This is a genomic window from Pseudalkalibacillus hwajinpoensis (genome assembly GCF_039851965.1).
GTDB lineage: Bacteria > Bacillota > Bacilli > Bacillales > Guptibacillaceae > Guptibacillus > Guptibacillus hwajinpoensis_E.
In genome coordinates this window covers 1,243,476-1,259,756 of the sequence record NZ_CP156674.1, presented here as the reverse complement: position 1 = coordinate 1,259,756, position 16,281 = coordinate 1,243,476, and the positions used below count along the sequence as shown (strand labels likewise).

General features: G+C 40.3%; 20 protein-coding genes and 1 pseudogene. 17 read left to right on the top strand and 4 right to left on the bottom strand.

Going from position 1 to position 16,281, the window contains the following annotated elements; translation table 11 throughout:
• Positions 1 to 4: 4 nt before the first annotated feature.
• From ABFG93_RS06355 to ABFG93_RS06315, 11 genes and pseudogenes are all read left to right on the top strand, one after another.
• Positions 5 to 1,452 (top strand): annotated as a pseudogene (locus ABFG93_RS06355) (LutB/LldF family L-lactate oxidation iron-sulfur protein).
• A 63-nt stretch (positions 1,453 to 1,515) separates the two neighbouring features.
• Positions 1,516 to 1,770, top strand: coding sequence for a hypothetical protein (locus ABFG93_RS23045; protein ID WP_431522056.1), 255 nt, complete (start codon positions 1,516 to 1,518; stop codon positions 1,768 to 1,770).
• Positions 1,771 to 1,786: 16 nt separating this feature from the next.
• Positions 1,787 to 2,122 carry a LutC/YkgG family protein gene (locus ABFG93_RS23040; RefSeq protein ID WP_431522080.1) on the top strand — a complete coding sequence of 112 codons (336 nt, stop codon included), beginning with the start codon at positions 1,787 to 1,789 and terminating at the stop codon, positions 2,120 to 2,122.
• A 171-nt stretch (positions 2,123 to 2,293) separates the two neighbouring features.
• Positions 2,294 to 2,500, top strand: coding sequence for a hypothetical protein (locus ABFG93_RS06345; protein ID WP_347551585.1), 207 nt, complete (start codon positions 2,294 to 2,296; stop codon positions 2,498 to 2,500).
• 179 nt (positions 2,501 to 2,679) lie between these two features.
• Positions 2,680 to 3,189 carry a GNAT family N-acetyltransferase gene (locus tag ABFG93_RS06340; protein ID WP_431522079.1) on the top strand — a complete coding sequence of 170 codons (510 nt, stop codon included), beginning with the start codon at positions 2,680 to 2,682 and terminating at the stop codon, positions 3,187 to 3,189.
• A gap of 151 nt (positions 3,190 to 3,340) precedes the next feature.
• Entirely contained in the window at positions 3,341 to 3,487 is a 147-nt protein-coding gene (locus ABFG93_RS23035; protein WP_431522055.1) for a hypothetical protein, read from the top strand.
• A gap of 121 nt (positions 3,488 to 3,608) precedes the next feature.
• The gene (locus ABFG93_RS06335) at positions 3,609 to 3,812 is read left to right on the top strand and encodes a PspC domain-containing protein (protein WP_431522054.1); all 204 of its coding nucleotides are present in this window, start codon (positions 3,609 to 3,611) and stop codon (positions 3,810 to 3,812) included.
• Positions 3,813 to 3,932: 120 nt separating this feature from the next.
• A complete protein-coding gene (locus ABFG93_RS06330) occupies positions 3,933 to 4,130 on the top strand; it encodes a PspC domain-containing protein (protein ID WP_347551581.1) in 198 nt (65 codons plus the stop codon).
• A gap of 330 nt (positions 4,131 to 4,460) precedes the next feature.
• The gene (locus ABFG93_RS06325; RefSeq protein ID WP_347551579.1) at positions 4,461 to 5,030 is read left to right on the top strand and encodes a nucleotidyltransferase family protein; all 570 of its coding nucleotides are present in this window, start codon (positions 4,461 to 4,463) and stop codon (positions 5,028 to 5,030) included.
• Between the two features lie 156 nt (positions 5,031 to 5,186).
• Positions 5,187 to 5,900, top strand: coding sequence for an MBL fold metallo-hydrolase (locus tag ABFG93_RS06320; protein WP_347551577.1), 714 nt, complete (start codon positions 5,187 to 5,189; stop codon positions 5,898 to 5,900).
• Positions 5,901 to 6,464: a TetR/AcrR family transcriptional regulator gene (locus tag ABFG93_RS06315; protein ID WP_347551575.1), complete on the top strand. Its 564-nt coding sequence runs from the start codon at positions 5,901 to 5,903 to the stop codon at positions 6,462 to 6,464.
• Positions 6,465 to 6,603: 139 nt separating this feature from the next.
• Here the strand turns inward: ABFG93_RS06315 and ABFG93_RS06310 are convergent, their stop codons facing one another.
• Positions 6,604 to 7,257 carry an STAS domain-containing protein gene (locus tag ABFG93_RS06310; protein WP_347551573.1) on the bottom strand — a complete coding sequence of 218 codons (654 nt, stop codon included), beginning with the start codon at positions 7,255 to 7,257 and terminating at the stop codon, positions 6,604 to 6,606.
• 440 nt (positions 7,258 to 7,697) lie between these two features.
• The gene (locus ABFG93_RS06305) at positions 7,698 to 7,967 is read right to left on the bottom strand and encodes a hypothetical protein (RefSeq protein ID WP_347551572.1); all 270 of its coding nucleotides are present in this window, start codon (positions 7,965 to 7,967) and stop codon (positions 7,698 to 7,700) included.
• Between the two features lie 424 nt (positions 7,968 to 8,391).
• On the opposite strand from ABFG93_RS06305, the gene ABFG93_RS06300 reads away from it, so the two are divergent.
• Positions 8,392 to 9,168, top strand: a complete 777-nt coding sequence (locus ABFG93_RS06300; RefSeq protein WP_347551570.1) for an SDR family oxidoreductase — start codon at positions 8,392 to 8,394, stop codon at positions 9,166 to 9,168.
• Between the two features lie 162 nt (positions 9,169 to 9,330).
• Here the strand turns inward: ABFG93_RS06300 and ABFG93_RS06295 are convergent, their stop codons facing one another.
• Positions 9,331 to 10,290: a sodium:calcium antiporter gene (locus ABFG93_RS06295; RefSeq protein WP_347551568.1), complete on the bottom strand. Its 960-nt coding sequence runs from the start codon at positions 10,288 to 10,290 to the stop codon at positions 9,331 to 9,333.
• Between the two features lie 280 nt (positions 10,291 to 10,570).
• Here ABFG93_RS06295 and ABFG93_RS06290 point away from each other — a divergent pair, with 280 nt between their 5' ends.
• Both ABFG93_RS06290 and ABFG93_RS06285 read left to right on the top strand, forming a co-directional pair.
• The gene (locus tag ABFG93_RS06290; RefSeq protein ID WP_347551566.1) at positions 10,571 to 10,900 is read left to right on the top strand and encodes a DUF3784 domain-containing protein; all 330 of its coding nucleotides are present in this window, start codon (positions 10,571 to 10,573) and stop codon (positions 10,898 to 10,900) included.
• A 376-nt stretch (positions 10,901 to 11,276) separates the two neighbouring features.
• A complete protein-coding gene (locus ABFG93_RS06285) occupies positions 11,277 to 11,447 on the top strand; it encodes an aspartyl-phosphate phosphatase Spo0E family protein (RefSeq protein ID WP_347551564.1) in 171 nt (56 codons plus the stop codon).
• Positions 11,448 to 11,500: 53 nt separating this feature from the next.
• Here ABFG93_RS06285 and glnA read toward each other — a convergent pair whose 3' ends face one another.
• The gene (gene glnA, locus ABFG93_RS06280; protein WP_347551562.1) at positions 11,501 to 12,823 is read right to left on the bottom strand and encodes a type I glutamate--ammonia ligase; all 1,323 of its coding nucleotides are present in this window, start codon (positions 12,821 to 12,823) and stop codon (positions 11,501 to 11,503) included.
• A gap of 339 nt (positions 12,824 to 13,162) precedes the next feature.
• Here glnA and ABFG93_RS06275 point away from each other — a divergent pair, with 339 nt between their 5' ends.
• The 3 genes from ABFG93_RS06275 to ABFG93_RS06265 all read left to right on the top strand — a co-directional run bounded on the left by ABFG93_RS06275 (position 13,163) and on the right by ABFG93_RS06265 (position 16,281).
• Entirely contained in the window at positions 13,163 to 14,128 is a 966-nt protein-coding gene (locus tag ABFG93_RS06275; RefSeq protein WP_347551560.1) for an iron-hydroxamate ABC transporter substrate-binding protein, read from the top strand.
• A gap of 66 nt (positions 14,129 to 14,194) precedes the next feature.
• On the top strand, positions 14,195 to 15,247 hold the full coding sequence (locus ABFG93_RS06270) for a FecCD family ABC transporter permease (RefSeq protein WP_347551558.1): 1,053 nt from the start codon (positions 14,195 to 14,197) through the stop codon (positions 15,245 to 15,247).
• On the top strand, positions 15,247 to 16,281 hold the full coding sequence (locus tag ABFG93_RS06265) for a FecCD family ABC transporter permease (RefSeq protein ID WP_347551556.1): 1,035 nt from the start codon (positions 15,247 to 15,249) through the stop codon (positions 16,279 to 16,281). The genes ABFG93_RS06270 and ABFG93_RS06265 overlap by 1 nt, the downstream gene beginning before the upstream one ends.

The following is a 16,281-nucleotide window of genomic DNA, read 5'->3' as shown; positions in this document are numbered from 1 at the left end:
ACTTATGAGTATGAAAATTGGCCACGCGCTATTTACTGAACGGGTTTCAACTAGTTTGCAAGACTCCTTTATGAGAGAAGCAGTGTCCTCTGCTCAAGGCCGTTTAACTGGAGTTCGTGAACAAATAATAGATGAGCTTGGAAATTGGGAGGAGTGGAGAGAACTATCTGCATCGATTCGCAAACATACTATTGAACATTTGGATTATTACTTATATGAGCTCAGTGAAAATGTTATGAAGCGGGGTGGGCATGTCTATTTTGCAGAAACTCCTGAGGAAGCCAATCAGTATATTACGTCCATTGTTAAAGGAAAAAATGCTAAAAAGGTTGTTAAATCGAAATCAATGGTGACAGAAGAAATTGGTTTAAACCACGCTCTACAGGAAAGCGGTTGTGAGGTAGTGGAAACGGATTTAGGCGAGTATATCATTCAATTAGCTGAAGACCCTCCTTCGCATTTTCTTGCTCCTGCCCTTCATAAAAACAGGGACCAGATTCAGGAAGTATTTCGCACGAAGCGTGGTTATGCCAACTCATCTAGTCCAGAAGAACTGACGGTATTTGCAAGGGAACAGTTGTGAAATGAATTTCTGTCTGCGGATATTGGGATAACTGGCTGTAATTTTGCGATTGCTGATTCGGGAACGATATCCCTCGTAACGAATGAAGGAAATGAGGAGATGGTAACAACGTATCCAAAAACACAAATTTCCATTATGGGAATGGAACGTATTGTACCCACTTGGAAAGAGTTTGATATTGTCGTAAGTATGCTTGCAGAAGTGCGGTCGGTCAGAAGCTGTCTACATATGTGTCTACTTTGACGGGACCGAGAGCGGAGAATGAAGTTGATGGTCCTGAAGAGTTTCACTTAGTTATCCTTGATAATGGACGCTCTAAAATGATTGGTAGTGAATTTCAATCGGCCCTTCATTGCATTCGTTGCTCGGCATGTTTGAATGTCTGCCCTGTCTATCGTCATATTGGAGGTCATGCGTATGGCTCGATTTACTCAGGTCCAATTGGAGCCGTCATTTCTCCAATCCTTGGTGGATACGAAGAATATAAAGAACTTCCCTTTGCTTCAACGTTATGTTCAGCTTGTACTGATGCCTGCCCTGTCAAAATTCCCCTTCATGAACTGTTACTGAAGCACCGTCAAAATATCGTTGAAAAAGAAGGGAAAGCACCCATTTCGGAAAAGTTGGCGATGAAAGTATTCAAATTGGTTACGTCATCAAACAGGATGTATCGATTCAGTGTAAAGTCAGCATCCCTTCTATCAAGGTCATTTCTAAAAGACGAAAAGATGACAAACGGACCGTTTTCGTTAAAAGAATGGACAAGGACTAGAGATTTTCCTGCCCCTTCAAAAGATTCATTTCGGGATTGGTTCAAAAACAGAAGTAAAGCAGGGGGGGCGTCATCATGGAAGGCCATGGACAAGTAAAGAACCGTGAACACTTTTTGAAGAATTTATCTAAAACTGGGGAGAAATAAGATAGAAGAAGATGTGAAGCTACCAGATTGGGAGCTTCGTCCGCAATATCAGATTTTACAGAATGCAACACAAGATGATCTCGTTGCCATTTTTAAAGAAGCAGCTGAAAAGATCAATACAAAGGTAACTGAAACAACCGTACAAGACCTCCCTCAAACTTTGAAAGATGAAATAGGAGAGTACGCTTATTCGGTGATTACATGGTCTGACCCACGGTTTGAAGAGTATTATTTGAACACCGTGCACCCATCACACCTGGGATCCTGAAAGTAGTGAACAGAACATACTCGCAGCAAGGGATGCGGATATTGGGATTACGTTTAGTGACTATACACTAGCGGAATCAGCAACCGTCGTCTTAACAACGTCTCCTGAAAAAGGGAGGTCGGTTAGCTTATTGCCAAAAACCTATATTGCACTTGTGCCGAAAAGTACGATTGTCCCTCGCTTAACTCAGGTAACAGATAGAATTGATAAAGACTTGAAGGAAAGTGAAACTGTTTCCTCCTGTATCAAGTTCATCTCTGGACCAAGTAACAGCGCAGATATTGAATTAAGCTTTGTAGCGGGGGTGCATGGTCCAGTTAAAGCTAGTTATATTGTAATAAATGATTGTTAAACGAGTTCAAGTTGGAATGCCCATTCTGGGAGAGGATATAGACGGTCGAAATAAATAATGTAAAGATTTCGATATTTTTATTGGAAGAGAACCGTAAGAATGGTAAGTTAAATAGTAAGGGAGAGATGCTCCTCTCTTCACACATCCAGGAGGGGAAGTGACTGAAGCTCAATGAGTCACAAGCTATTAAGCAAGTATACAAAAGTGTTGTATCAGGCAGTGGTAGCCGTACAATTCATTAAGAAGCATCATCATTCTTCTACGTGTGACATTCGACAGATTTCCATACTGACTGGCTTCTCAGAAGAAGCCATACTGGAGGCGATGGAATTTGGTGAATACAGTCAGCAAGATCGGCAAGAGGCAACTCATCAGTAAACGATCAGGATGATGGTGAAGAGAAAGAGCGTCCTCCTTTTCCAGTGGTTCTGTTTTTGAACGGCCCTTTCATTAAAGAATGTTTCGTGATTATTCGTATATGATAAGTCATATAGAAGCTATCGTCATAATCAGACGGTAGCTTCTTTCTTCTGATTACAGGATAAACATAGAGGATGATGGGTTTGACTAAAAGTATTCTTACAACAGAACGGTTGCAAATAAGAGAAATGGAGGGTGATGATGTCGATCATCTTCTTAGTATCTTTGGTGATAATGAGACTATGAATTATTATCCTTCATGTAAGGATAGGCACGAGACCATAAATTGGATTCGATGGACTCAGGAGAACTACGATAAGTATGGCATTGGTATGTGGATTGTGGAGGATCGGGGGGGAATATTTCTTGGGCAATGTGGGCTTGTTCTGCAGAAAATGGATGGGAAAATAGAAGTTCAAATTGGCTTTCTTTTCGCAAAGGATCATTGGGGAAACGGATATGCTACTGAAGCTGCACTTGCATGTAAAGCGTATGGTTTTGATCAGATGAAGTTTCCAAGTTTAATTTCTATTGTAGATCCGAGAAATAAACCGTCAGTTAAAGTGTTAAAACGGATCGGTATGGTGCGAAAGAAAAAGGTAGTCAAATGGGATAAGATTTTTGATCTTTATACGTGTTATCGGTAAAGTGGCGAGTAAGTTTGTCAATGTATCATGCGGCATACGAACAACTTCGTTTGTAAAAATAATACATATATATTAAAAAGAGGAGTTAGAGTTAAGACTACAGAATGTTAAATTAAATCTAAGGTACTACATTACAAAAATTCTAGGTGCGTTGTATGGTGGGAAATGGGTAGCACTTGTTTCTCTCATGATTACGCTAGTTTATCGTTCTGTTCTTGGAGGGACAGGATTTTATTCTATTTTGCTATCATTTTCAATTTTGATGATTTTGACCGGCAGTAATGGTTTGAAAGCGTGATTGAGAAGAGATAAATGTACCATTACTTCTCGCCCTTATGAATGAATTAAGATTAACCCCGCTAATAATAGGGAAGTGTAATTGTACAAGTCATCACATCCAAAATTGTAGGAGGAAAATAATGAAGTTATATAAATCAACAACTAATAAAAAAATATCCGGTGTCCTAGGCGGATTAAGTGAAGTACTAAATTTCAATAGTAGTTTGTTGCGGGTTATTTATATTATCCTGACATTTGTGACCTCAGGATTCACTCTACTCCTTTACATTGCTGCAGCGCTTCTTTTACCGACCGATGTCAAGCAAGGTACTGCTAACAAATAAAATATATGTGTGATGGTGGAGAAGTCTTATGGACTTCTCCACTTTTTTTTGACATGAAACTTCTGTTAGGTTCAATCGTATATTCTGGTAATAGGAAAAATACGAGGAGGATTTAATGGTATGAAACTATATAAATCAACTACAGACAAGAAGTTGTCAGGCGTATTGGGTGGATTAAGTGAGGAATTTGGAATTGATGTTAGCATTCTTCGTATCGTCTATTTTCTACTGGCTTTTCTAACCGCAGGTCCGTTTGTTTTGATTTACATTGCGGCTGCGATTATCCTGCCGACGGAAGATGAAGTAGAATTTAAATAGGGTTTAGCAAAACGATTGGAGGTTTTGCATGAGGCAAAATGGGTTCTATAGTGTTGCTGCTATCTTTAGTTCTTTTTTTCTTTTCTGTGCTGGTATGTTTTCACTTTTTGGATGGGTAGAGTTGTTTTCAAGTACATTGTCCATCATTTTTATCGTGACAGGGTTTTTTAGCGTGATTACGAATAGCTGGCAACTGAGAAGGAGAGTAAAAAAAGGTGGAACCACATCCTATAAAAATTGAGGTGATAACTAAAAAATTGGTCATATTCTTCCGCTTGATAGAAGCAATCTACCGTTAGTCTATGCTTGTTTTGCAAGGAGGGAATAACTATGAAACTAGAAACTGAAAGCGATATTATCAAATTGATTCAAGATGACGCATGGATGATGGAGATTCTCTATTGTGCGAAGAAACTGTATTTACCCGATTGGTGGATTTGCGCAGGGTTTGTTCGTTCAAAAGTCTGGGACACGATTCATGGTTTTGAGAAGAGAACGCCATTACCAGATATAGATGTTATTTATTTTGATTCTAGTAGAACTGAAGAAGCAAACGAAAAGGCTATAGAAAAAAAGCTACATAAAGAGGTCTCTGGTATTCCGTGGTCCGTTAAAAACCAGGCCAGAATGCATGTGATAAATGAAGCAGAACCTTACCGTTCTTCTATTGAGTCCGTCTCAAAATTCCCTGAAACAGCAACTGCTTTAGGAGTAAAACTTGATTATCAGAATAAGCTAACTCTTGCAGCTCCCTACGGATTAGATGATGTAATCCACATGGTGGTAAAACCCACACCCTATTTCAAACAGTCTGACAAACTTATGGAGATCTATTCAAGAAGAATAAAGTTGAAGAAATGGACATTAAAGTGGTCCAAGCTGAGTATAGAAACAATGTGACCACATCCTTACGGAAGTGGCGATTGCTAATTTCCTTAATTTAGATCACCTTTCACTTTTAGAAAAGTAGTTTTTTAAAGTTAATCGAAAAACTTGCGAAACTAATGGTATTAGTTATAATAAAACTAATACCATTAGTTTATGGGAGGAAGAGAGATGAGATTATCAAAAGAACAAACGGTTTATCAGCTTTCTTTTATGGCGAATTGGTTTCCGGTTAATTGTTACCTTGTTGAAGAAGATCATAGTTTGACTTTAGTAGATGCTGGTCTTCCCTTTAGTAAAAAGGGGATTCTCGAAGCGGCTCGTCAAATAGGAAAACCGATTCAACGTATTATTATCTCTCATGCACACTCAGATCATATTGGTGCACTTGATGGTTTGAAATTAGAGCTTTCTGAAGTAGAAGTTCTATTGCCGAAGCGAGAGCTAAAATTGTTAAATGGTGATAAATCACTTGAACCAGGTGAAGGAGATCTTCCTGTAAAGGGAGGTGTCCCTAAAAACAGTAAAACACAACCTGATACACTTCTTGTGGAAGGTGATCGAATTGGGTCACTAGTTGCGATTGAGGCTCCTGGACATACTCCGGGAATGATGGCATTTCTGGATATGAGAAACAACATTCTGCTTGCGGCTGACGCTATGCAAACAAAGGGAGGGGTGGCGGTAGCGGGTGATTTGCAATGGCGCTTTCCATTCCCGGCGCTTGCAACGTGGAATAAAGAAAAAGCCATAGAATCAGTCGAGAAACTATTATCTTATGAACCATCACTCATTGGAGTAGGTCACGGTGATTTTCTATATCAACCGGAACAAGCAATGAAGCGATCGATTGACCAGGCAAAAGCAGCTATAGGAGGGTCATAAGTGGCTGCGAAAGGAAAAATAACCCAGGACCTTATCATTTGCGAAGCCTTACAAATCGCAGATTGTGAGGGAGTTGCAGCTGTCACAATGGCGACGCTTGCGAGGCAGCTTTCGATCAAGCCTCCCTCTCTTTATAATCATTTCGCAGGGCTAGATCAGATACGAAAAGGGATGGCCCTATTAGCAATGAATCACATGTTTGATAAGTTGGTAACCGGTACAGCAGGGAAGAATCAAGGAAATGAAAAGATTCATGCGCTATCAGAATCGTACATTTCTTTTGCACGTGAGCATCCTGGGATGTATGAGTCAACACTACTTACACCTGACGCTCAAGACCATGAAGTACAGGAAGCTGGTAATAAGATCGTTTCCCTTACGATGGACGTTTTTATACATTTCAAGCTTGATGAAGTGACACATATTCATGTTGTTCGTGCGCTTAGAAGTATGCTTCACGGGCTGGTTGATCTGCAGCAGAAAGGTGGCTTTCAACAAGCGGTAGATCTAGAAGATTCTAGAAGAGTGATGGTCGAAATGTTAATTAGAGGGATTGAGGTCTGATCAGGGGTGAATATCTTTTTTGTTCGGGGATGTAATCCCCTTTTAGGAGTAGCTATTTATGCTGCGTTTGAGCCTTGGAATATATCAGGCCCGTTTCAAGTACAACGGGCTTGGATGTTTATGAGTAAATGAATCTATATCAGGTTGCTTGCTGCTGTGAGATCGCCTGTGCAAGATTAGCTGTGATGCTTACCTGTCCAAAATCAATACCTAGCTGGACAGCGGTTTGCGCAATTTCTGGACGAATACCGGATAACGTGGTTGAAACACCTATTAAGCGTAAACCAGTGATTAGTTGAAAAATTTGTTGTGCAACACGAGTATCCACAAGATAAACGCCAGATAAATCGATGAAAAGGTGGTCTACTCGCTTTTTAGTACATCCGTCGAGCGTATTCTCGAAAATGGCACTAGCCCGGTCGGAATCGATGTCACCAACTAATGGAAGAAGCGCTTTTCCTTCTGGAAGATCAATGAGTGGTGAGCTCAAATCATTGATGGTCTGCTGCTGTTCCTCAATTCGTGCATTAAAGTGATTTGATTTCTCCTCTACTACACGTGTCATAACGACATCAATGGCTTCAATAATGGCGTATTTCCAGATATCGATGCTTTTCTGGGAAACCGGAACTTCTAAAGAAGTTGTGTACTCGTCAATAAATTCCATGTACTGTTCACGGACACGTAAAAACTCTCTCATGATAAGGTGAGTAGGGGTATTCAAATGCTCAGGATCACGTCCAATTCCTTTAACCCACTCCTCGAATCCTTCGAAAAATTCACTTTTCTCCATAACAAAAATTCTACATAAGTTTTGATGAAACTCAAAATTCTGAGCTTTAAGGTTTTTAATAACTTCTGGATTAGAAGAAGCGTAAACGCCGGATGAAATACTTTTATCCAGAGATTCATACCATTCTTCGGTTAGTTGTTCAGCTTTATTTAATAAGAAATCGTAAAGTTCTTTATTTCACTGCATGAAAACGTTCCTCCTAACACTAGCTAGAATGTTTCTTTTATACAATGAGTGATATTTTAATTAATTAAACCAGTATAAAGCAGTATAAATCTATGTATTCAAGTATATCACTTTGTGTAATAGCAGGATATTATTAATGCTTTACTTAATTTCTTAAATGGTTTGTACAGGATAGTTAGTGGAAGTAATTTGAAAAGAGAGGAGGAATGAGCGTTTTAATTCCCAGGAAGTATGTTTACGTTTCTATGTTAGAGTCAAATAACGACATTCCTTGAAGAGTTTATCATAATGGTAATGCCTAATTTTGTGATGGCAACTGATAAATACTTTTCATTTGAAAGGATGAGAGGAGTTGTCCAGATCGTATGAAAAAGTTCAGAAATAATTCTTTCTTCTTCATCTGGGCTGGCTTTACTGGTTGAAACGATTTTTCGGATATGAAAAATATAAGCATCATATAGTTCAAATAAAGAGTTATGTTCCCTAGTTATCAATCTTTGAACGAGGTTCGTTTGTTTACGCATTCATTTTCTCCTTTAATCGATCACCAATAGTTTTGTAATTCCACTGTAATGGTAACTTCAAACTCATTATTCTCGAATTAAAGATAATTTTTGAGTTATTTCCCATTTTAGTAGAAGAAAGTTAAATAAGAAGATAGTGAATAACCAATTATTGCTTGCGAAGCATTGAAAGCGCTTGCTATAATGAAGGTGGAGATGAAGTGAAAGGGGATCATGAACATGTGTGGACACATCCTGTAATGGTTTAGTAATTTGATAGGCCTATCACTGATGGATAGGTATGTCTATTAAACTTATACAGGGGGTACGCCGTTCATGATGGATAAAACGATCAGGGCAGATACCTACGGAGGTTTCTGCTCCTTTTTGATGTTATCATCTCCTTTCATTGTGATCTGGTATCCTCTAATAAGGAGGAACTAACTTGAATAAGCTAAACAAAATAGCCATCGTAACTGGGGCAAGTCGTCCAAAAGGAATAGGCGCTGCCATCTGTCGTGAGTTGGCTCAGAAGGGTGTTAACCTCTTTTTCACGCATCTATCAAGCTATGATAAAGTAACTGGGTATGATGATGTAATGGACAACTGGGCAGACGAATTCAAAAGAGAATTACGCGAATTTGGTGTCTTAGCAGAAAGCATGGAGCTTGACTTAGCGGAAGCAGAGGCATCGACACGTCTTATGGACGAAGTTGAGAAGATGGCGGGAGAAATGACAATTCTTATTAACAATGCAACGCACTGCGTAGAAGTGGGGCATGAAGATGTCACTGCGGAGATCTTTGATGATCACTGTGCAGTGAATGTGAGAGGTACGTGCATGGTATCGGTGGAATTTGCAAAACGCTTGAAACAAGCAGAGCGTGGAGGAAAGATTGTGAATTTCGTTTCCGGTCAGGATAAAAGCCCTCAGCCTGGAAATATTGCTTACGTTACGACAAAAGGAGCGATTTCTGCTTTCACAGCTTCACTTGCAGCTGAGCTAGCTCCTTATCATATTACTGTTAATGCGATTGACCCGGGACCGACGGATTCGGGATGCATGGATAAAGAAACACAGGATTTTCTAAAACCTAAATTTCCAATGGGACGGATTGGAACCCCTGAAGATGCCGCTCGTCTTGTAGCTTTTCTTACGAGCGATGCAGCTAAGTGGGTAACGGGACAGATTATCCATTCTGATGGTGGGTTCTGGGATTGATTGTGAATCAGTTTATGAAACAGAGAAGCGAATTTCGCTTCTCTGTTTTAATCTTTTCATAAAAGGAAATGGAACTTTTTTACTTATGATTCGTAAACCTATTATATAAATAACGATGTGCAATAAAAAAGACGTGCTGGAAAGAATCCGCACGTCTTATCGTTAGAACAACACATATGAAACGACAACATAAAGTAATGCCATGACAATAGATGGTGCTGCATAGCGCCACTGGCTGCGAACCGTTGCTGGACGAAGGAGCAAGTACATAATTACAATGGTCATTAGTAGTCCAAGGAACGCAATAAAGATGTGTGACGTATCAACGGCTGCGAGGATGGCACCATCGCGGTAAAGCGCATCGGTTAAAGCAAGCAGCTGAATGTTAAACAAGTTGCTTCCGAGAATGGAGCCAATCGCCATGTTATAGTTTGCTAGTTTGAAAGCAGCGAGTACCGTCACAAGCTCTGGTAAAGAAGTTGAAGCAGCGATCAGAAAGCTTCCGACAAAGCTTGCGTTCATTCCAGTTGCTTCTGCAAGACGATCACCTGCAATGGATAAGACACTACCTGATGCAAAGACAACCAGGGCAGCGACAATAAATCCAATCACTGCTGTTCGAAGTGAGTAATCTTTTGTTAGAACGCCTTCCTGTTCTGAATCATCTTCTGAAATGTATCGCATCGAAAGAACATATAGGAGAACAATGACAAACATCTCGATACCAACGCCAAAGATTTCGATGGAACCAGGTATTAAAAGTGAGACGATTAGAATAATCAGGAACAGAAGTCCAAAAAGAGCGGAAGGGACATTTGCTTTTGTGTTTACCTTCTGAAATAGTCGGCGCCTGCGATAGAGCAGGTCCACAACAGCAAGAATTAATAGATTAAACACGTTACTTCCAAGCATGTTTCCAACAGCAATATCTGGATTATCGATGACCACAGCAGTTAAGCTTGTGGTTAATTCTGGTAAAGATGTGGCTCCGGCAATCAGGAAGGTCCCGACAACTGCCCCACTCAAGGAAGATTTTTTACTGATAACATCTCCGAACTGATTCAGGTAAATAGCAGCGACAACGACAACTGCAGCAGCAAGAAGAAAGACAAGAACGATCATTTTTTACTCCTCTCCGCCAGCGAATACAAAAAAGACCCTGGCACAACAAAATTGTACCAAGGTCTTGCGTACTAAAGACTTAGCCCGATGAACCAGGTATCGAAATACCGTATTGATGACTCATCAGCCGTTACCGGTCGCTACTCCCCTTGTTACTTTAACTATAGCTTGGTTTAGATATGAAGTCAAACAATAGGATGTACGTCGTACAAGTATCATAGAATTTTAAAAAGGGAGGACTAAAGATGGATATTAATTATTAATTATAGGCTGCGCGATTTTGGTTATTGCTTACTTAACAGGTGTAAAAGAACAAACTTGGTTACTAGCAGGGTTTAATGAAAAAGCGATTAAAGATAAACAGAAACTTGGAAGAGCTGCTGGAAGAATGTTCTTTTTACCGCTTGGTGTAGTGCTGATCGCGCATGCTTTTACTAGCTATCCTTACGAAAAAATTGTATTAGTGAGTGTAATGCTGATATTGCTAACGGTTGTGTATGTGTATATTAATCATAAGTTATTGCAGAAAAAACAGGAGAAATATTCTATTCTGCTCATGATCGGGGGTTGGTATTATGAGCGAGGGAGACACCAAAACGCTTTTATTTAAAACCTTGATGATTTCCATAACTATCATCAGCTTGATTTCGATATATCTAGTAAATCGTGCAGGGAGTCTTGATATCGGTGTCACTAGTTCAATGATTGTTGGTGTACTTTTTGTTGTTTCAAAAGGTAAGAAAGATTATAAGTGACAACGAAGGTTAAGGATGAGGCGATACATCCAGACTCTTCATTCTTCATAGATATTGATGTAATTAGGCCATTGCGTGGAGTAGTTCTAGTATTTACTTTTTTAAACATTCTATAGTTAAGGGTATCATGATTACTTAAATGTAAAAAACTATGTGAATTGTAAAATTATGAAATAATACCCTTGATTTTATGGTAATGTAATAAAAAGACTAACCTAAAGGGAGAGCGCTATGTTGCTGCAGAACTTGGAACAAGAAATTCACACGTTGCGAATGGTGCTTTATGATCTGGGAAAAGAAGTCGATGACTACTCAAGTGGAAAGATCCTTCTTTTAAGTAAACAGTTAGACGAGAAGATTATTCAGTATCAGAAGCTTAAAGAATACAAATGCAGGCAATGATTTTTCATATAATACAAAAGATGAGCTACCTCATAATGAGGTAGCTCGTTTTTTTACTTATTCATATAACGGTCAACTTCCCACTGACTAACCATGAGAGAGTATTCGATCCATTCTTTTTCTTTTTCCTCAATATACACTCTAGATGTGTGATCACCAAGTGCATCCATAACCACTTTATCTTCTCGAAGTGCTTTGATTGCCTCTTTTAAGTTGGTTGGGAGCGTCGGAACGTCATCTATATTAACTTCATAAAGATTACGCGTTTCAGGTTCACCTGCATCAAGGTTATCGCGGATTCCTTCTAAACCAGCGTGGATTACTGCTGCTAAAGTAAGGTAAGGGTTAGCTGTTGGATCAGGGTTACGAATTTCAAAGCGAGTACCCATTCCACGCGTTGTAGGAACGCGGATCATACAGCTTCGGTTAGAGTGAGACCATGCCACACTAACTGGTGCTTCATAACCTGGCACAAGACGCTTGTATGAGTTAACGTTCGGATTTGTAATAGCAGCTAGTCCATTTGCATGTGAAAGAATACCTGCCATAAATTGTTTCATTGTAGTTGAGATACCTTCAGCGTCGTTCTCGTCATAAAATGCACTTTTGCCATTTGTGAAAAGGGAGAGGTGGCAGTGCATACCAGATCCGTTCTCACCAGCAATTGGCTTCGGCATAAATGTTGCATGATATTCGTGGCTTGTTGCAACGTCTTTTACAACATTTTTAAATGTTTGGATATTGTCAGCTGCTTTAATTACGCTGTCAAAACGGAAGTTGATCTCATGCTGTCCCTGTGCTACTTCATGGTGGGAAGCTTCCATTTCAAAGCCGAATTTCTTAAGGGTACGAACGATGTCACGACGAACCTGGTCACCTTTATCTTTCGGTGATGCATCGAAATAGCCAGCACGGTCGTTCATCTTACGGATTGGATAACCGTCTTTATCTAATTTGAATAGGAAGAATTCAGGTTCAGGACCAACGTTAACAGTATAGCCCATGTCTTCTGCTTCTTTCATAGCTCTCTTCAGAATAAAGCGCGGATCACCTTCGAATGGTTCGCCATCTGGTGTATGGATGTCACAGATAAAGCGAGCGATACAATCCTGATCAACGGCGTCTGGTAGGACTTTGAATGTTTCAAGATCAGGGAAAAGGTACATATCACTTTCCTGGATATCAGAGAAACCAGCAATGGAAGAGCTGTCAAACATAGCTTCGTTGTTCATTACGCTTTCCAATTCTTCAATTGGAAGTTCTACGTTTTTCGTTTCGCCAAGCATGTCAGTGAATTCAAGGCGAATAAATTCGACCTTCTTTTCTTTAGCTTCCTTCATGATGTCCTGTTGAATACTATTCTTCGTTAATGTCATGGATTAAATAACCTCACCTTTAATTTTTTTGTTAGTGTCCATTCTAATGATATTTGCAGATTATTGTGTTTTTATGTAAGGAATCCTAACATAAAAAATAATGATCCATTTTATTTATTGAACATCTGTATTAATAACCTGAGATAAGTAACTGTAAACCACTTTTTCTTTATCTTTTATTTATTAAACATGTGAGTAAGCGTTAACAAGGCTATTTTAAGTAGGGTGTCGCGGCAAAGAAACTTATTTTACATCATCTAGACATAGTGACGAATAGATGCTATTATTTTAAATGATAATGAATCTCAATATCATTTAAGGGGGAGAGGGATACATACTATGAAATTCACCAAAAATGGAGTGCCTTTTTTACTGATACTCGTACTAGTTCTAATTTTAGCGGCATGCGGTAACGAATCTTCGAGTGAGGCGGAAGGATCAGGGGAAGACGAGAAAAGCAATGAGATGAGAACATTTACACTGCCAGATGGACAGGAGTTTGAAATTCCTTCTGAACCGGAGCGTATTGTTGCTACAGATTACGTAGGATATTTCCTTGCAATGGGCATCACACCAGTAGGGGCTCCTGACCAATTTGTACTTGATAATCCTTATTTTACCGAGGATCAAATTGCTGACATTGAAGATATAGGTACGCCTCCATCAGTTGAAAAGGTGACATCGCTTGATCCAGATTTAATAGTGGTTACAGATCAGGAACAATATGATTTACTTTCCAAAATTGCCCCAACGGTATTAATGCCTTTCGGTACATATGACTCGCTCGATGAGGAAGTGAAAGCAATGGGTGAAATTGCAGGTAAGGAAGACGCTGCAGAAGATTGGATTAAAGAATTCGATGAGAAAGCCGAAGCAGCTAAGAAAGAGTTAGATGGTGTTATTGGAGAAGATGAAACCGTTGGGATTTATGAAGTCCAAACAAAAGACTTCTATGTATTCGGTGATAACTTTGGTCGCGGTGGTCAGGTGATCTACGATGCACTGGATTTAAAAGCTCCTGAGAAAATTCAGAAAGAAGTGATCGAGGGAGATAACTGGAAGAAGATTTCATTAGAAGTCTTACCAGAATTTGCTGCAGATCACATGTTTTATACCGAATATGCTGCAGAGGATAATCAAGACGCATTGAAGGAAACGAAGGAAAGTGCACTCTGGCAAAACCTTGATGCGGTTAAGAATGGACAGCTTTATGAAATGAATTTTGACGATATGTATTACTACGATCCTATTGCGGTTGAAGGCCAATTGGATTTGATTGTTGAAACACTTAAAGAGAATAATTAAAAGAATTCCTGGTGCTCAAGCACCAGGGTTTTCTTCAAAATTCACGTGGAAACAAGGAGAAGTAGTATGTCTAAATCAACTAAGTCAATGGAAGGAGCGATGAAGGAGCAGCTCGCCATCCAATCGAGACCCTTCGCTGCTATGCTAATTCTCGTCGCTGGAACAGTGGTCCTGATTCTTAGTCTCGGATTTTCTGTCGCGCTTGGTGCGGCTGATGTCAAGCTGGCTACAGTGTGGGACGCGATTTTTAGGTTTGATGCTGCTTCCACAGAGCATTCGATCATTCGAGAATTTCGACTGCCACGGTCTGTCGCAGACATTATAATCGGGGCGAGTTTTGCTGTGGCGGGTGCGATCATGCAGGGAGTAACGAGGAATCCACTTGCTGATTCAGGGCTACTTGGACTGAATGCAGGTGCAACATTAATGATAGCGCTTAGCTTCGCATTTTTCCCTGGCCTGTCCTATACCTACTTGATGCTTCTATCGTTCATAGGAGCAGGCATTGGTGCTGGACTCGTATTTGGAATAGGCTCGCTCTCGAGAAATGGTTTGTCACCTATCCGGCTAGTTTTAGCAGGAGCTGCGGTTAGTGCATTATTTACCGCAGTAAGTGAAGGAGTTGCAATCCATTTTCAGCTCTCGCAGAACCTGGCTTTCTGGTTTGCAGGGGGAACTGCCGGATTGAAATGGCCACAAATTCAACTGCTTCTGCCATGGATAATCGCTGCTCTTATTGCTGCGTTATTTCTTTCAAAATCAATATCCCTCTTAAGTCTTGGTGAAGATGTCGCCGTGGGACTCGGGCAACGTACTAAATTAATAAAAGGACTTGCAGCAATTGTTGTGCTTGTTCTGGCTGGTGCTGCTGTTTCAGCTGTAGGGCCGATCGGTTTCGTAGGTCTTGTTATCCCTCACATTGCAAGATTTCTTGTCGGTGTGGACTACCGTTGGATCATTCCATGTTCGGCCGTTCTCGGCGGATTATTCATGATTGTTGCCGATATGGGTGCAAGGATAATAAATGCACCGTACGAGACGCCTATTGGCGCCATCTTTGCACTTGTAGGCGTTCCATTCTTTCTCTTTGTAGCAAGACGAGAAGGGAGAGAGCTGTAATGGGTACAAATACGCTTTTTGATGGGCAGCATAAGAAAAACAGGCGACGGTTCATAGTGATGGGTGTTTTCTTTATCCTCATACTTGCTACCTTTTTTATTAGTATGAATACGGGCTTAACGAATTTAAGTCCATTAGAAGTTGTGAAAACACTATTCGGTTATGGAACAGAAAAACAGAGCTTAATTCTGTTTGAATTTCGATTACCGCGAATAGTGATCGCAGTTCTCGTCGGTGCAGGACTTGCAGTTTCCGGGTGTATACTTCAGGGTGTTTCTAGAAACGCTCTTGCAGATCCGGGTATTCTTGGTATCAATAGTGGAGCAGCGCTGATGGTTGTTGTGTTTGTATCGTTTTTTCCAAAAACGACTGATGCGCCAATCCTGCTTATGCCGTTTCTTGCCCTTGTCGGCGGCTTCCTCACTGCTGTTATCATTTACGTTCTCTCCTATAGCAGAAGCGAAGGGCTTATGCCACAACGTTTGATTTTAAATGGTATCGCAGTTGCAGCAGGAATTGGTGCTTTAATCACGATTTTAACACTCAGGATGGATCCATTTGATTACCAGTTTATTGCCGTGTGGCTAGCAGGGAAAATATGGGGGACGACGTGGGTGCACGTGCGTACCCTATTACCGTGGATTATCGTGCTGTTCACTTTTATTTTCTATAAAGCAAGAATGCTTGATGGGCTAAACTTTGGTGAAAAGCTTGCAATCGGAATGGGCGTGAGAGTTGAAAAGGAGCGTTTTATGCTCCTTGGTGCTGCAGTTGCTCTTGCATCCGCTTGTGTATCTGTTAGCGGAGGTATTGGATTTGTTGGACTTGTTGGTCCACATCTTGCCAGGCAGTTTGTTGGTAATCACCATCGATTTCTCCTGCCATTATCAGCTCTATCGGGAGGACTTGTTCTTCTCGTAGCAGATACGATCGGTCGGACGATTCTTGCCCCTTCAGAAATTCATGCCGGTATTATGGTTGCGATTATTGGTGCCCCTTACTTTTTATATTTACTTGCGAAAGCGAAAGCATAG

What these genes read in the sequence shown, in the direction of transcription:
- ABFG93_RS06345 (WP_347551585.1), top strand. Translation starts at nt 2,294, where the DNA reads ATGAGTCACAAGCTATTAAGCAAGTATACAAAAGTGTTGTATCAGGCA.
- ABFG93_RS06340 (WP_431522079.1), top strand. Translation starts at nt 2,680, where the DNA reads ATGGGTTTGACTAAAAGTATTCTTACAACAGAACGGTTGCAAATAAGA.
- ABFG93_RS06335 (WP_431522054.1), top strand. Translation starts at nt 3,609, where the DNA reads ATGAAGTTATATAAATCAACAACTAATAAAAAAATATCCGGTGTCCTA.
- ABFG93_RS06330 (WP_347551581.1), top strand. Translation starts at nt 3,933, where the DNA reads ATGAAACTATATAAATCAACTACAGACAAGAAGTTGTCAGGCGTATTG.
- ABFG93_RS06325 (WP_347551579.1), top strand. Translation starts at nt 4,461, where the DNA reads ATGAAACTAGAAACTGAAAGCGATATTATCAAATTGATTCAAGATGAC.
- ABFG93_RS06320 (WP_347551577.1), top strand. Translation starts at nt 5,187, where the DNA reads ATGAGATTATCAAAAGAACAAACGGTTTATCAGCTTTCTTTTATGGCG.
- ABFG93_RS06310 (WP_347551573.1), bottom strand. Translation starts at nt 7,257, where the DNA reads ATGGAGAAAAGTGAATTTTTCGAAGGATTCGAGGAGTGGGTTAAAGGA.
- ABFG93_RS06305 (WP_347551572.1), bottom strand. Translation starts at nt 7,967, where the DNA reads ATGCGTAAACAAACGAACCTCGTTCAAAGATTGATAACTAGGGAACAT.
- ABFG93_RS06295 (WP_347551568.1), bottom strand. Translation starts at nt 10,290, where the DNA reads ATGATCGTTCTTGTCTTTCTTCTTGCTGCTGCAGTTGTCGTTGTCGCT.
- ABFG93_RS06285 (WP_347551564.1), top strand. Translation starts at nt 11,277, where the DNA reads ATGTTGCTGCAGAACTTGGAACAAGAAATTCACACGTTGCGAATGGTG.
- glnA (WP_347551562.1), bottom strand. Translation starts at nt 12,823, where the DNA reads ATGACATTAACGAAGAATAGTATTCAACAGGACATCATGAAGGAAGCT.
- ABFG93_RS06275 (WP_347551560.1), top strand. Translation starts at nt 13,163, where the DNA reads ATGAAATTCACCAAAAATGGAGTGCCTTTTTTACTGATACTCGTACTA.
- ABFG93_RS06270 (WP_347551558.1), top strand. Translation starts at nt 14,195, where the DNA reads ATGTCTAAATCAACTAAGTCAATGGAAGGAGCGATGAAGGAGCAGCTC.
- ABFG93_RS06265 (WP_347551556.1), top strand. Translation starts at nt 15,247, where the DNA reads ATGGGTACAAATACGCTTTTTGATGGGCAGCATAAGAAAAACAGGCGA.